Raw genomic sequence first — 12,777 nt, forward strand, 5'->3', positions numbered from 1 at the left:
TGGCCGCGAGTTCCTGGAGTCCCGCGGGGTCGGTGGCCTTGCGGGCGAGAATGTGATCCTTCGGAATGGGCTTGAGCGACTCTGCGGCAAACGTCAGGGCCATCGTGTGGCCGGGTTTGCCGGGAAAATCGATCGTAAATTTCGCAAACACGGGGTCCACCGACTTGATCTGGCCGAACCCCCAACTTTTGTGCTGGCAGTAGCCGCTTTCGACGAGCTTGACGAGCGCCTCAACATGACGTCCCTCAATCTTCCCGGCGGCGGCCATTTTCTCGAATTCTTCGCGCATGGAGCCGCATCTTAGGCTCGCCACCGCCGCCGGAAAAGCATTTATTCAGTCCGTGTTGAGTGACAATCCGAGACAAATTGCCGCCCGGGTTTTGATCGAACGCCTGTCCAAAGGCGGCTTCGTCGAAAAGCATCTGGACCGCGCCCTGGCGCGCGCCCGGCTGCATCCCGAGGACCGTGGCCTTTGCCAGGAGCTGGTTTATGGCTGCGTCCGTTGGCAGGGCGCGCTCGACTGGCTGATTCACCGCCAGACGCAGGGCCGCGAGCAGAAGCCTTTCGTGCAAATTCTCTTGCGGCTCGGTCTCTACCAGATTTTCTGGCTCGACCGCATCCCGCCGCACGCGGCCGTCCATGCGACCGTCGAGGCCGCCAAGGCGCTGCGCTACGCCGATCACGCAGGTTTCATCAACGCCGTGCTTCGCACCGCGTTGCGCGACGACAATGTGATCCGCCGCGAACTGGCCGGGTTGAAGACCAGCAACCCCGCGGCCGGTTATTCGCATCCCGAATGGCTGGTGGCGCGCTGGCAGGAACGCTACGGCATGGAGCAAACCTTGAAACTGCTGGAATGGAACAACACGCCCGCGAAGGTTTTTGCCCGCGTCAACACGCTCAAGGTGGAGCCCGGCAAGCTGCTCGAATTCTGGCGCAGCGACAACGTGGGCTACAACTTCGTCTTCAAGGACTGGCTGGAGGAAAACCTGGTGTTCGAGTTCAAATCGCATCCGCCCATTGAGGAGATGCGCAGCTTCAAAAACGGCTTCTTCTACGTGCAGGACCCCAGCACGCTTTTTGCCGTGGACCTGCTTGCGCCCAAGCCGGGCGAGCGCATTCTCGACCTCTGCGCCGCGCCGGGCGGCAAGACGACCTACATTGCGCAGCGCATGAAGAACGAGGGCAAACTGGTGGCCACCGACAGTTCGCCCGAGCGTCTGGAGTTGCTGAAAGAAAACTGCGAACGCCTCGGCGTGACCTGCGTGGAGATTGTCCCGCCACCGAGTATCAACCCTCAACTGTCAACGCCCTTCGACCGCGTGCTCGTGGACGCGCCGTGCTCCAACACCGGCGTCCTGCGCCGGCGCGTCGATCTCCGCTGGCGCACGAAGCCCGAGGAACTCGAACGCCTGCGCAAGGAACAGCTCGAACTCCTCCGCCGTGCGGCGACCTTGGTGAAGCCCGGCGGCGTGCTCGTTTACAGCACGTGCAGTCTCGAGCCCGAGGAGAACGCCGGCGTGGTCGAGGCCTTTCTGAAAGCCCAGCCCGCGTTCACCCTCGATGAATCCGGCGACTTGCTGCCGATGCGGGACGGTTTTGACGGCGCGTATGCGGCGAGGTTGGTGCAGAAGGCATAGCGCCCCGCTCACATCCAATTCCACCACTCCTCGAAATCCTGCCGTTCGCGGGCGACGCGCAGGCCGCGTTCGTCATGCCACAGCACCGCTGCGTGGCCGTGCGAAAAGCGCGTCTCCCAGGGAATGTGATATGCACCGGCTTCCAGCCACACCAGCCGGTCGCCCGGGCGAATGGCGCGCGGCAACGGCCGCAGCGCGAGTTGATCGAACGCCATGCAGGTCGGACCGTAAACGGCCGTCAGCCGGCGCGGACCACGCCGCTCCGGGAGCGTGAGCAGTTCATGCTGTTCCCAGTTGGAAACGAGCGCGTTCAACGTGCGTCCGCCGTCGCAGATGAGCTGCCGCCCGCCGCGCCGCTCCTTCACGTCCAGCACCGTCATCACCAGGACGCCGCTGCCCGCGCTGATGAAGCGCCCGTTCTCCAGCCAGAGTTCGCGCAGATCGGGAAAAAGTTTGGCCGAGCGGGCCAGCGTCGCGGCGAATTCTGACAACCCGGCCGCTCCACGCCAGCCGACGTCATACGCCTGCCCGTCCCGCGACCGCGTGTGTCGCGGCGGCAGACCGCCCCCGACGTCGAGGAACTTCGGGCTGACGCGCGCCGCACGGCAAACCGCCGCTACTTCCGCAATCGCGCGCTCGTAAACGGCCGGTGACGCCACATTGGTGCGCAGATGAAAATGGACCGTCTCGGGCTCGACGTCCGCGCGCCGCAATTGCTTGAACGCCTTCGTCACTTCGTCCGGTGTAAAGCCAAACTGAGTCGGCCATTCCGGGTTCTCCGGGTCAAATTCCTCACGCGTGCAAATCCGCACGCCGACGCGCCAGTTCAATCGCTTCGCCAGTGGCAGCAACGCCTTGATTTCGGCGGCGGAATCGAAGTTCACGGACAATCCGCGCAACGGCAGCCGCGGCAGCCAATGATGCTTGGCCGGACCGTTCACCAGGATGCGTCCGGGCGTGAAGCCTTCGGTCAGCGCCGCGCGCAATTCAAATTCGCTCACCACCTCGATGTCGCCGCCGCGCCCGCGCCACCAGCGGAGCAGGGGGCGGAGGGGCTGGGTTTTGCAGGAAAGCCAGTGGCGAACCAGCGGGAACGCGGAATGCGGAGTGCGGAGTGCGGAACTGAAACCAGCGTCCATAAACGCCGCCTCCAGCTCGGTGATTCGCTCGGCGACGGGTTGCGCCGAGAAAACGTAAAGCGGCGTGGTGCCGGAAAGATGAAGCGCCTCGCGAACGAGGCGCTGCCAGAAGCGGAGAGTTTCGGGTGGGTGACCGAAATTCAATGCGGCCGGCTGGCGCGACGCGGCGCTCACATGCCCATGATCGAGTAGCCGCTGTCCACGTAAATCACCTGGCCGGTGATCGCCGCTGCGCCGTTGCTGGCGAGGAAGGTGCCGGTGGCGCCGAGTTCCTCGGGCACGAGGTTGCGTTTGAGCGGCGAGTGGGCTTCGTAGTGCTTGAGCATTTCAGTGAAGCCCGCAATGCCACGCGCCGCGAGCGTGTTCACGGGGCCGGCGCTGATGCAGTTCACGCGGATTTTCTTCGGACCCAAATCATACGCGAGGTAGCGCGTGCTGGCCTCGAGCGAAGCCTTGGCCACGCCCATCACGTTGTAGTGCGGCACGACCTTCTCGGCGCCGTAATAGCTCATGGCCACGATGCTGCCACCGTCCGTCATCAGCGGCGCCGCCCCGCGGGCGAGCGCGACGAGCGAGTAGGCGCTGACGTCGTGGGCAATGCGATACGCTTCGCGGCTGGTGTTGATGAATTCGCCTTCCAGCGCGTCCTTGGGCGCGAAGGCCACGGCGTGCAGGAGCAGGTGCAACTTGCCAAACTTCTGGCCAACCTCGGCAAAGACGCGGGCGATGTCCTCATCCTTGGTCACGTCGCAGGGCAGGATGAGCGTGTCGGCGCCGAACGTGCCGGCAAGTTCCTCCACGTTGTCCTTGAGGCGCTCGCCCTGGTAGGTAAACGCGAGTTTCGCGCCTTCCCTGGCCCAGGCCTGCGCGATGGCCCAGGCGATGGAGCGTTTGTTGGCGACGCCGAAAACAATGCCGAGTTTGCCGTCGAGTAATCCCATAAACGTATTCGTTAAGTTCACGGCAGGATGTCGCCAACGTCGCCCGCCGCGCAAGGCCGAATACAGGGACGAACAGCGGGCGTCGGGCGGCGAAATGGATGTTGCCAAGAATTTGCGGCCTCGCGCAGAATCCGGGCGTGCATTTCCGGGACAAATGGATTGCTTGGGACGAATTGCCGCGCTGGCGGGAGGCATTCCGCGAGACCGGCCGCCGCCTGGTCGTCACCAACGGCTGCTTCGACCTGCTGCATCTGGGGCACGTGACCTATCTGGAATCCGCCCGCAATCAAGGTGACGCGCTGCTGGTGGGGGTGACGGGAGATGCCGGGGTGCTTGCCTTGAAGGGGGAAGGACGCCCCATCAATTGCGAAACGGATCGCGCGTTGGTGCTGGCCGCCTTGGAAAGTGTCAGCGCAGTTTGCGTTTTCCCCGATCAGACAGCGATGCGCTTTCTGGATCAAGTCCGGCCTGACATCTACGTCAAGGGCGGAGATTACACCATTGATACCATCAACCAGGATGAGCGGCGATTTGTTGAGTCGATGGGTGGCCGCGTGGTGATTTTGGCCAACGTTCCCGGGAAGTCCACCAGCGCCATGCTGGCAAAAATTGCCCGGCTCTGAACACGCCGTTCCCCGAACACTGTGCCAGCCCATTTCCCCAGGAAGATTCTCGTGATTGCCCTTGCTGGAATTGGGGATGCGCTCATTGCCACGCCACTAATGCGCGAACTCCGCTCGTGTTTTCCGGACGCGGTGATTGACGCGCTGGTGTTCTGGGCCGGCTCGCGTGATCTGCTGGCGGGCAATCCCCACCTGCGCCGCGTGCAGCAATGCAATTCCTTCGAAGTTGGCGCAGCGGCATTTCTCAAGTTCATATCCGGTCTTCGCGGGGAGCGCTACGACGTCTCGATCAACACTCATCCGCAGAGCAAGATCGAATACCGCATCGTCGCCCGCATCATCGGCGCAACGTGGCGGCTGAGCCACACCTACGACAACTCCACGTTTCTTGACGATTTGTTCATCACGCACAGCCTGCCGCAGGACTACTCAATCCACTCCGCGGACAATAATCTCCGGCTCCTTTCGTTGCTCGGCAGAGAGGTAAAGCCGAAGGAGCGCGCGTATGAATTATTCCTGACGCCGGAGGAAGTTGCGGCTGCGCAGCGCGTTGCCGAAGAGCACAAGCTGGCCGGCCGGCGTGTGGTGGGCATTCACGTTGGCTCCGGCCGAACCAAGAACCTGCGGATGAAGCGCTGGCCGTTGGAGCATTACATCAATCTCATCCAAAAGCTCACCGCCAGCCGGCCCGAAGTGACCGTGCTGCTGTTTGGCGGCCCGGAGGAAACGGAGGACAACGCACGCATTCTTGCCGCCGCCGCACATGCGAACCTTGTTGCGCCCAGGACGCGCAGCATCCGGGAAGCAGCCGCCTTGATGAAACATTGCGAGGTGTTTCTCAGCGTGGACAACGCGATGATGCACTTTGCCGCCGCGATGAAGGTTCCCAAACAGATAGTTATCGAATCCATGGCGTTCGGCCCGACGCTGGAACCCTACGGACGTCCCTACAAGCTGGTGGTCAATCCCGCCGTGCATGGGCGGAATCTGGATTACTATCGCTACGACGGCAAAGGCATCCGCGGATCAGAAAATGAACTTCGCAAAATCATGGAAGCGGTCACTGTCGATTCGGTTTTCAGGGCCCTTGCCCAGGCGCTGGAGGGGCAGGGGCCATGGCTCGGGGGGTGACCCTCAATCTGTTTGCCAAGGCTCCGTTGCCACTCCGGACGGGATGGTGTTCAATGGGCGACGCAGTGATGAACGCTTGCTGGCACTTTATTGAAGACTCTTCGTCACGCTGCTGTGCAGTTGTGACTGAGTTGCCCTGCCGGGTGAAACAGGGCGTGCCGTCGCGGGGGTGGCCAAGCGGCAAAGCCGGCGGTAAACTGGGCACGATGACAACTCTTTGGATTAAGTCCGCACATGACTGATTACCAACTCATGAACGCCGAGCACCCGCCCAAGGTCAGCATCATCATTCCTGTTTTGAATGCGGGCGGCATATTGGAAAACTGCCTCCGGTCCATTCGCGGCCAGGATTATCCTTCAGCTGCGATCGAGCTGCTGGTGGCGGATGGCCGGTCGGCTGACAATACGCGGGAGATGGCACAATCATACGGGGCGAGACTTCTGGATAATCCCCTCCGAATTGCCGAACAGGGCAAGCGCATCGCACTGGCTGCGGCTTCCGGCGATTTTATCGCCTTCATGGATGCGGACAATGAACTTTCGCATCCGGATTTTTTGCGGCTGGCGGTTGAGGCCCTGCAAGCCAACCCCCAGGCTTTGGGTGTGGAGAGCTATTACCCCGCGTCACCGAGGATGGGCAGTTTCTGTAATTATCTGAACAAAACACTCCACATTGGCGACCCGATTTCCTGGTTGATGAGCGTGAACCCGGTGTTCTTGGGCAAAACGGGCAAGATCGAGCGATGGGGATTTCCGGGTGAGCGATACGCCTATCCCTTGGGGGCAAATGGATTCATCTACCGGCGGGGAGATCTTGAATCGGTTGGCGCATCGGAGAGCTTCGAAGACACCCAAGTGGCATTGAAGCTGGTTCTGGCCGGCAAACGAGAATGGCTGCGAATCGAGAACCGCGGTGTGCATCACTATCTGGTCAAGGGTTTGGTGGATTTTATCCGCAAACGGCGTCGGCAAGCCTACCATCATCTCAGTCTTCGCTCGCGGTCCCCCCTGAGTTGGACAGCGCAGAAACCGCAGGCCACGCCGTTGATGGCCTGTTTGTATTGCGCCACGTTGATCGGGCCGATTTATCATACGCTTCGGGGGCTGCTGGTGACCCGGGATGTTCGTTGGTTGTGGCATCCGATCGCCTGTCTCGCCTCCCTGGTGGGACTGTCGTGGGGGGTGCTGACCTATCTTCAAAGCCCCAAGACGGCTGATGCCGAGGCACGCTTGCAACCGACGCAGGTGTTGAAGCGCTCTTAAAGCGCAAAGGGACCGGGCAGGGGTTGATCCACAAACGCATCCAACCGGCCTTGGAAGGTGCGCAGAAAATAGCGCCATGAGGGGTGGCGCAATGTTCGGCGGAAAATCTCCCTGTCTGACCAGCGGCGAATTTTCCGGCTGACTTCCCGTTGGCGCATTAATTTTCGCAAGCGCGCCAGCACAAATTCCACCGCGCGCACATGCGACCGGGCCAGCAACCACTTGCCCGTGAGAACCGCGCCAGCCAGGCTGCTGCCAAAAACCAGCAGATAACAGGGCATCAACCAGCAGAGGGTGGGGGGTTGCAGGTTGGCTGCCAGACTGAACAGTTGATTGCGCAAAAAGTGATCCATGACGAACGCCCGGCTTTGGGAACTGGTCGAGGTGGCCCCCATCAAATGTTTGATGGCCGTTGAACCGACGTAGTGTGTTTCGATGCCGGCCAGCCACGCCCGATGGCATAGATCGGTCTCCTCATAGTAGCAGAAATACTCTTCATCGAACAAGTAGCCACCCGCCTGCTGAATCACATCCCGACGCAGAAGCAGACAGGCTCCCTTCGCGCTGAATACGGGATAGCTGATGTGATATTTGCCGGAATCCGGCTTCAAGAAGCCATAGTGATACATGAAGCCGAAGCGCGTCATAAAGGATCCGCAACTGTCCAGGCGGTTTCCGTGGTTGGGCAACAGCATGCGGGGCTGCACCAGACCGGCTTCGGGGTGCTTTTCCAGATGGTCGCAAAGCACCTGCAAAAAGTCCGGGGTGACAATGGTGTCGCTGTTCAAGAGAAGAATCAGATCACCCGTGCAATGGGGAAGCCCGAGATTGTTGCCACCCGCAAAACCACGATTTGTTTGGCTGACCACACATTTCACCCACGGATACTCCTTCAACACTTCCAATGAATCGTCCTTGGATGCGTTGTCCACCACGATGACCTCAAAGCTGGGTTTTGTGATCTGGCGCACCGAGTCCAGACAAGGGCGCAAGAGAGAGGCGCCGTTGTAGTTTACGATCAAGATCGAAACGAAAGGCGCTGGTCTTGTTTCGCAAGGCGGTTGTGCGGTCATTGTGCGTATCAATTACCAAAGTGTAGTCTCTGGCGCAGCTTGAAAGCGGCGCTTCGGACAGGTCTTGCGGCGGCAATGCCGGTGCCGGCTGAAAGGGCTCCGCGTGGAGGTCCGGGCTCTTTCAGACTCTTTCAGGAGCTTGCTTGACCCCCGCCCGGCGCACTGCTGGAATGCCTTTATGCTCGCTGCGCATGCCAAAAGTTCACGATTTGACGATGATCCTTCCGGAGCGGGACAGGCTCTGCAGATCAGTGTCATTATTCTGAACTACAATGGCGCGCCATGGTTGAAACGCTGCCTTGAGTCGCTACACGGGCAAACGATCTTCACGGAGATCGAAGTGATCGTTGCCGACAACAACTCGCCGGATGCCTCGGCGCAACTGGCCGCGGAATTGATGAGCGGATGGAGCAACGGACGGGTGGTTCAGAATGGTGCCAATCTGGGTTTTTGCGAGGGCAACAACCGGGGCGCGGCTCACGCGCAGGGGCGGTGGTTGTTCTTCTTGAACAACGATACTTGGTTGGAGCCTGAGTGTCTGGAGACGCTGCTGGCTGCAGCAATGGAAGCGGGTGTGGAAGCGGCCACGCCGCTGATGCTGAATTACGAGGATGATTCGGTTCAATCTGCGGGGGGCGGTGGCTTTGACCTGTTCGGGCTGATGAGCCAGCAAAAGCCGTCCCGTGTCGCCACCGATGTTTTTGTCGCCGGAGGATGTTCCTACCTGATCAAGCGGGAATTGTTCAACCAACTCGGAGGGTTTGACCCCGTGTTTTACATGTATGCGGATGAATACGACCTGTCATGGCGTGTCTGGGCATCGGGAGCCAGAATTCGGCTGGTTCCGGCAGCCCGGCTTCACCATCGCGGAAGTGCCAACGTCAACCCGACGGGCGGTGACAAAATCATTGAAACACGCACCAGCGACACGAAGCGGTATTATTCCAATCGCAACAGTCTGCTTTTGCTTCTCAAAAATGCGCAGCATTTGCTCCTGTTGCTTGTCGTCCCTCAACTTGGGCTGCTGGCTTTGGAGGCTCTTGTCAGTCTGTTACTGGTTCGCCGTTGGTCGTTCGTCCGGCGGGCCTATTGGGATGCAGTCGTCGATTGTTGGAAACTCCGAGGCCACATCCTGGCGGAGCGCTCCAGGATGCGCGGACTGCGGCGCCGCAACGATTTTGGGATGCTGGTTTTTCTTCGCCTCCGTCCGAACCGCTGGGATGATGTGGTGAATCTTTGGCGGCGCGGCCTTCCGCGAATAACTGCGGGCTGACACGGCTTGGGAAGTGGGTTGCAGCGGGGAGTGCCAGCAATCCCGCCCTCGCATGATGGGTTGGCTCGCGATGAGCGCAGCATCATCCCAACAGCCAAAGCATTACTTTGGGCGGGGGGCGTCCAGATGCTTCACACAAAAAATGGAAAAGGATTTTTCGGGTTGCCGGCGGGTGAACAGGCAATGGGCGAAAATTGAAACCATGCCCCAAAAAAACTTGGGTTTGTGTTTGAGCGCCGCATATTCGCCCCGAAGTGATTTGGGGCCGCTCATTCCGATGATGGTATAGCCGCGTTGTCGCATTTCATCGGCCTGCCAGCCTGAAAGATGTTCCTGCAAGTCGCCGTTTTTGCTTTTTTGCGGAACAAATCCGTTCGGCGTGAAAATAACGACGCGCTTGGTGGCCAGGCGCTCCATGGCCGCCAGCATGGTCCAGCCATCCTCCTTGGGTAAGTGCTCGATGACGTCCAGCGCGATGCAGGCGTCGAATCTGCGGTTCTGAAAAAGTTGGTCGACCTTCCGCACGTCAGCGAGGTGATATTCATCATGCGTGCCGCGGCTCTGCGCCTTTTTCAATGAGGGCTCGTAACCGTCAACTCCCGTCAGATGCGCCGTGTGCAGAAACCGCATCGGCGAATAGTCGCCGCATCCCAAGTCCAAAACGGTGGTGCAGTCCTTCAGTGTCCGGCGGATCTCAATGATCAACGAGAAGAAGGACGGATTGGGAAGCGCTTCGCGCCAAATGTTAAAATGTTGTCGGCTCATAAACTAGCACAGGGTGGTGCTTTACCGTGCAGAAGTTCAACCAGTTGAAATGGATTTTTGAATGTGTCGGCATCAGGCAATGCGGACGCTGTCATACGCCGCGCGTGGCCATGGTTCTACATCGGTTCCAAGAGCGAAATGTCCGTGGACAGGCGGGTATTCTTCCAACCTTTGACTTCTGGTATCGCTTTCCCGGCGATTCTGGGATGCCAGGAAACCAGAATCGTGGAATTCATCAGTAACTGCGCCTCGTCGCTTTCAAAAACGGAGTATTCGCCGCCCTCAATGTCAATCTTTACGAAGCCGGGCCGGCCGAATTTTTCAGTCGCGTCGCGCAGTGAAATTGTCGCCACGACGGGGCCCGTTGCCTGTCCATTGAAATCCGGATCATAACTGCCCTTGAGGAAGCCGCCGTCCGCAGTCAGTGCATTGGGGACAATCACAACATTTGCGAACCTGGCCGTGCGATACCCGAGGTAGTAAAGCGAGTTCAGGTTCGGCTCGAACGCGAAGATTTTTGTCGCCGGGTTGCTGGTGGCCAGCATGGCCGTGTATTTGCCAACGGACGCGCCAACATCCCAAATGGGGCCGTTCGCCCACGTGCGGGTCAAGTAAGGGGCTTCATGCGGGTCCACATAACTCCCCAGCATCCGATCCGTATAAAGCCATCGGGAGGGGTGTCGCCGAATCGCGAAATTCAGCCGCATCGCAAGATTGTTCAGGACGTCCATGCTTCGGGGGGACAGCGATAAATATGAACGGAGAAAAGCAAAGCCACATCACGGTCGCAATCTAAATCCATGCCGCCCGGCCCGCGCATGCTTGTCTGTGCGCCCGTCTGGCGCCCCAAATCCGCGACCATGCGACCGGATGCGCACTGGACCAACTTGGGAAATTTTGCCTGCTGCGGGTGCCGGGCGCGACAGCTGGAATCAGCTTGTCGGTGAATCTCCGAGGTGCCAACTTGCCCGCCGTTGCCCTTGAACAATCCTCCCCGGGGCCATGTCAGAGGGGGAAACTGTTTGCGTTGCCCACGTCATGAGAGTTGACCTTGCGAAAATCACGCGCTCACCCTTTTTCGGGCCGGCGCTCATCATTATTCTTTTGTGTCTGCTCTTTGGCCGGAGCTTTCTTCCCGGCTATGTGCATTTCTCAAATGATGGCCCGCTGGGACAGCAAAACGCAGCCTGGACGAGCCTGCCGGCGGGCATATTCGGCGTTTGGAATGATTTGAACCATACGGGCTACGGCACCGGGGCGTTTCCTCTTGATATTACGTGTCTGCTTAAATCTTTCCTTGGCCCTGTCGGTTTCTCGAAATTCTTCGCGCCCATCAGCCTCGCCATTTTGGGCGTCGGAGCGTGGACTTTCTTCCGGGCGATGAAGCTTTCACCGGTGGCGTGCACGGTGGGGGCGGTTGCCGCCGCCCTTAATTCTGCCTTTTTTTCCGAAGCCTGCTGGGGTGTGGCCTCGCATGCCATTGCGTTTGGAATGGTCTTCATGGCGCTGGCCTTGGTGCAGGGCCTGACCGAAGAAATGTCGTGGCCGCTGCGCCTGACGCGACTGGTGCTGGCCGGCCTGTGCGTGGGCATGAACGTGATGGAGGCGGCGGACATCGGCGCGTTATTCAGCGTGTTTGTGGCTGGCTTCGTCTGCTTCAAGGCGTTTGTGGCTGGCAGCGGGCCTGCCATAAAGCGGCTTGGACGTGGGTTGATGAGCGTCGCCATTGTTGCCCTCTTTGCAGCTTTTATCGCGGCGCAGGCCTTGTCCACACTGGTCAGCACGCAAATAGTCGGCATTGCGGGCACGAGTCAGGACAGTCGAACCAAGGCTGAGAAATGGAACTGGGCCACGCAATTCAGTCTGCCCAAGAAGGAGGCGCTGGATCTTGTGGTCCCGGGGTTGTTTGGTTACCGCATGGATACGCCGGGGGGCGGTCAATACTGGGGGGAGGTTGGTCGCAGTCCGGGCTGGGAGGAGAACAAGAGCAACGCCAATTTTGGGGCACGTTACCGCGGGTCCGGCTTTTATGCCGGCGCGGTGGTGTGCGTGCTGGCCGCCTGGGCTTTGTTTCAAGCGATTCAGCGAAAGCGCTCCATCTATTCGGAACTCGAACGGAAATGGATCGGGTTTTGGCTCGCCACACTGGTGGTGAGTTTACTGCTTGGATTTGGTCGATTCGCTCCGTTCTATCAAATCGTTTACGCACTCCCGTATTTTTCCACCATCCGGAACCCAACGAAGTTTTTGTTCTTCGCGGAATTTGCCCTGGTTACGCTCGCGGCGTTCGGCGTCGAAGGGATTTGGCGGTTCGGCTCGGGCAAGTCATCTGTCCCGGCGGGAGCCCGGGGGGGCGATACCTCGTTTCGGCGACGCTGGGGGACGTTCAGCTTGGTGGCGCCCGCGGTGGTGCTGCTGGGCTGGCTGTTGTATGCCCAGTGGCGTCCGGCGTTGGAGCGATACGTGCAGACGCAAGGGTTCAGCGCGGGCGATGCCGCGGCCATTGCGCAGTTCAGCATTGGCCAGGTCGGCTGGTTCTGGGTGCTGGTGTCGGTCGGGGTGGCCTTGATTTGGTTTGCGATGCGCGGCCGCCTGCTGGCCGCCGGTTTCAACTGGAGCGGCCTCCTGGTGTGCGGGCTGCTGGTGGTTGACTTGGGCCGGGCCAACCTGCCGTGGATCGTATATTGGAACTATCCCGACAAGTATGCGGCCAACCCGGTCATCGATTTTCTGCGAACCAAGCCATACGAGCATCGGGTGGCGGCGTTGCCGTTTCGGTCCCCGCCGCAACTATCCCTGCTTGACCAGATCTACCGCATCGAATGGATGCAGCAACATTTTCCCTACTACAACATTCAAAGCCTCGACATCGTGCAGATGCCGCGTGAGCCGGTGGATTTGAAGGCTTTTGAATCCACCTTGCAGTTCC

The 12,777-nt window shown here is 59.8% G+C and carries 12 protein-coding genes; 6 read left to right on the forward strand and 6 right to left on the reverse strand.

What is annotated here, in order from left to right:
• Positions 1 to 289, reverse strand: a 289-nt coding sequence (locus VFV96_04105; GenBank protein HEU5069581.1) for a hypothetical protein, incomplete at its 3' end; no start/stop codon positions are given.
• Between VFV96_04105 and rsmB the strand changes: the two genes are divergently transcribed.
• A complete protein-coding gene (gene rsmB, locus VFV96_04110; protein HEU5069582.1) occupies positions 288 to 1,640 on the forward strand; it encodes a 16S rRNA (cytosine(967)-C(5))-methyltransferase RsmB in 1,353 nt (450 codons plus the stop codon). The two genes, VFV96_04105 and rsmB, sit on opposite strands and share 2 nt — an antisense overlap.
• An 8-nt stretch (positions 1,641 to 1,648) precedes the next feature.
• On the opposite strand, the gene VFV96_04115 is transcribed toward rsmB, so the two are convergent.
• Both VFV96_04115 and VFV96_04120 read right to left on the reverse strand, forming a co-directional pair.
• Positions 1,649 to 2,953 carry a hypothetical protein gene (locus tag VFV96_04115; GenBank protein HEU5069583.1) on the reverse strand — a complete coding sequence of 435 codons (1,305 nt, stop codon included), beginning with the start codon at positions 2,951 to 2,953 and terminating at the stop codon, positions 1,649 to 1,651.
• On the reverse strand, positions 2,950 to 3,720 hold the full coding sequence (locus VFV96_04120) for an enoyl-ACP reductase (GenBank protein ID HEU5069584.1): 771 nt from the start codon (positions 3,718 to 3,720) through the stop codon (positions 2,950 to 2,952). Before VFV96_04120 ends, VFV96_04115 begins: the two co-directional genes overlap by 4 nt.
• A 98-nt stretch (positions 3,721 to 3,818) precedes the next feature.
• On the opposite strand from VFV96_04120, the gene VFV96_04125 reads away from it, so the two are divergent.
• The 3 genes from VFV96_04125 (at position 3,819) to VFV96_04135 (ending at position 6,737) form a co-directional block, all read left to right on the forward strand.
• The gene (locus VFV96_04125) at positions 3,819 to 4,343 is read left to right on the forward strand and encodes an adenylyltransferase/cytidyltransferase family protein (protein ID HEU5069585.1); all 525 of its coding nucleotides are present in this window, start codon (positions 3,819 to 3,821) and stop codon (positions 4,341 to 4,343) included.
• A 21-nt stretch (positions 4,344 to 4,364) separates the two neighbouring features.
• The gene (locus VFV96_04130; protein HEU5069586.1) at positions 4,365 to 5,474 is read left to right on the forward strand and encodes a glycosyltransferase family 9 protein; all 1,110 of its coding nucleotides are present in this window, start codon (positions 4,365 to 4,367) and stop codon (positions 5,472 to 5,474) included.
• 234 nt (positions 5,475 to 5,708) lie between these two features.
• Positions 5,709 to 6,737 carry a glycosyltransferase gene (locus tag VFV96_04135; protein ID HEU5069587.1) on the forward strand — a complete coding sequence of 343 codons (1,029 nt, stop codon included), beginning with the start codon at positions 5,709 to 5,711 and terminating at the stop codon, positions 6,735 to 6,737.
• On the opposite strand, the gene VFV96_04140 is transcribed toward VFV96_04135, so the two are convergent.
• Positions 6,734 to 7,759: a glycosyltransferase family 2 protein gene (locus VFV96_04140; protein ID HEU5069588.1), complete on the reverse strand. Its 1,026-nt coding sequence runs from the start codon at positions 7,757 to 7,759 to the stop codon at positions 6,734 to 6,736. The genes VFV96_04135 and VFV96_04140 overlap by 4 nt on opposite strands.
• Positions 7,760 to 7,949: 190 nt before the next feature.
• Here VFV96_04140 and VFV96_04145 point away from each other — a divergent pair, with 190 nt between their 5' ends.
• The gene (locus VFV96_04145) at positions 7,950 to 9,083 is read left to right on the forward strand and encodes a glycosyltransferase family 2 protein (GenBank protein ID HEU5069589.1); all 1,134 of its coding nucleotides are present in this window, start codon (positions 7,950 to 7,952) and stop codon (positions 9,081 to 9,083) included.
• A 102-nt stretch (positions 9,084 to 9,185) separates the two neighbouring features.
• Here the strand turns inward: VFV96_04145 and VFV96_04150 are convergent, their stop codons facing one another.
• Together VFV96_04150 and VFV96_04155 are read right to left on the reverse strand one after the other, a co-directional pair.
• Positions 9,186 to 9,848, reverse strand: a complete 663-nt coding sequence (locus VFV96_04150; protein HEU5069590.1) for a class I SAM-dependent methyltransferase — start codon at positions 9,846 to 9,848, stop codon at positions 9,186 to 9,188.
• Between the two features lie 116 nt (positions 9,849 to 9,964).
• Positions 9,965 to 10,555, reverse strand: a complete 591-nt coding sequence (locus tag VFV96_04155; protein HEU5069591.1) for an FkbM family methyltransferase — start codon at positions 10,553 to 10,555, stop codon at positions 9,965 to 9,967.
• A 331-nt stretch (positions 10,556 to 10,886) separates the two neighbouring features.
• Between VFV96_04155 and VFV96_04160 the strand changes: the two genes are divergently transcribed.
• Positions 10,887 to 12,777: hypothetical protein (locus VFV96_04160; GenBank protein HEU5069592.1), on the forward strand; the 1,891-nt coding region annotated here is incomplete at its 3' end.

It is taken from the genome of Verrucomicrobiia bacterium (assembly GCA_035765895.1).
Taxonomy (GTDB): Bacteria; Verrucomicrobiota; Verrucomicrobiia; order Limisphaerales; family DSYF01; genus DSYF01.

Coding starts and splice junctions, on each gene's coding strand:
- rsmB (HEU5069582.1), top strand. CDS start 288: ATGGAGCCGCATCTTAGGCTCGCCACCGCCGCCGGAAAAGCATTTATT.
- VFV96_04120 (HEU5069584.1), bottom strand. CDS start 3,720: ATGGGATTACTCGACGGCAAACTCGGCATTGTTTTCGGCGTCGCCAAC.
- VFV96_04125 (HEU5069585.1), top strand. CDS start 3,819: ATGTTGCCAAGAATTTGCGGCCTCGCGCAGAATCCGGGCGTGCATTTC.
- VFV96_04135 (HEU5069587.1), top strand. CDS start 5,709: ATGACTGATTACCAACTCATGAACGCCGAGCACCCGCCCAAGGTCAGC.
- VFV96_04150 (HEU5069590.1), bottom strand. CDS start 9,848: ATGAGCCGACAACATTTTAACATTTGGCGCGAAGCGCTTCCCAATCCG.
- VFV96_04155 (HEU5069591.1), bottom strand. CDS start 10,555: ATGCGGCTGAATTTCGCGATTCGGCGACACCCCTCCCGATGGCTTTAT.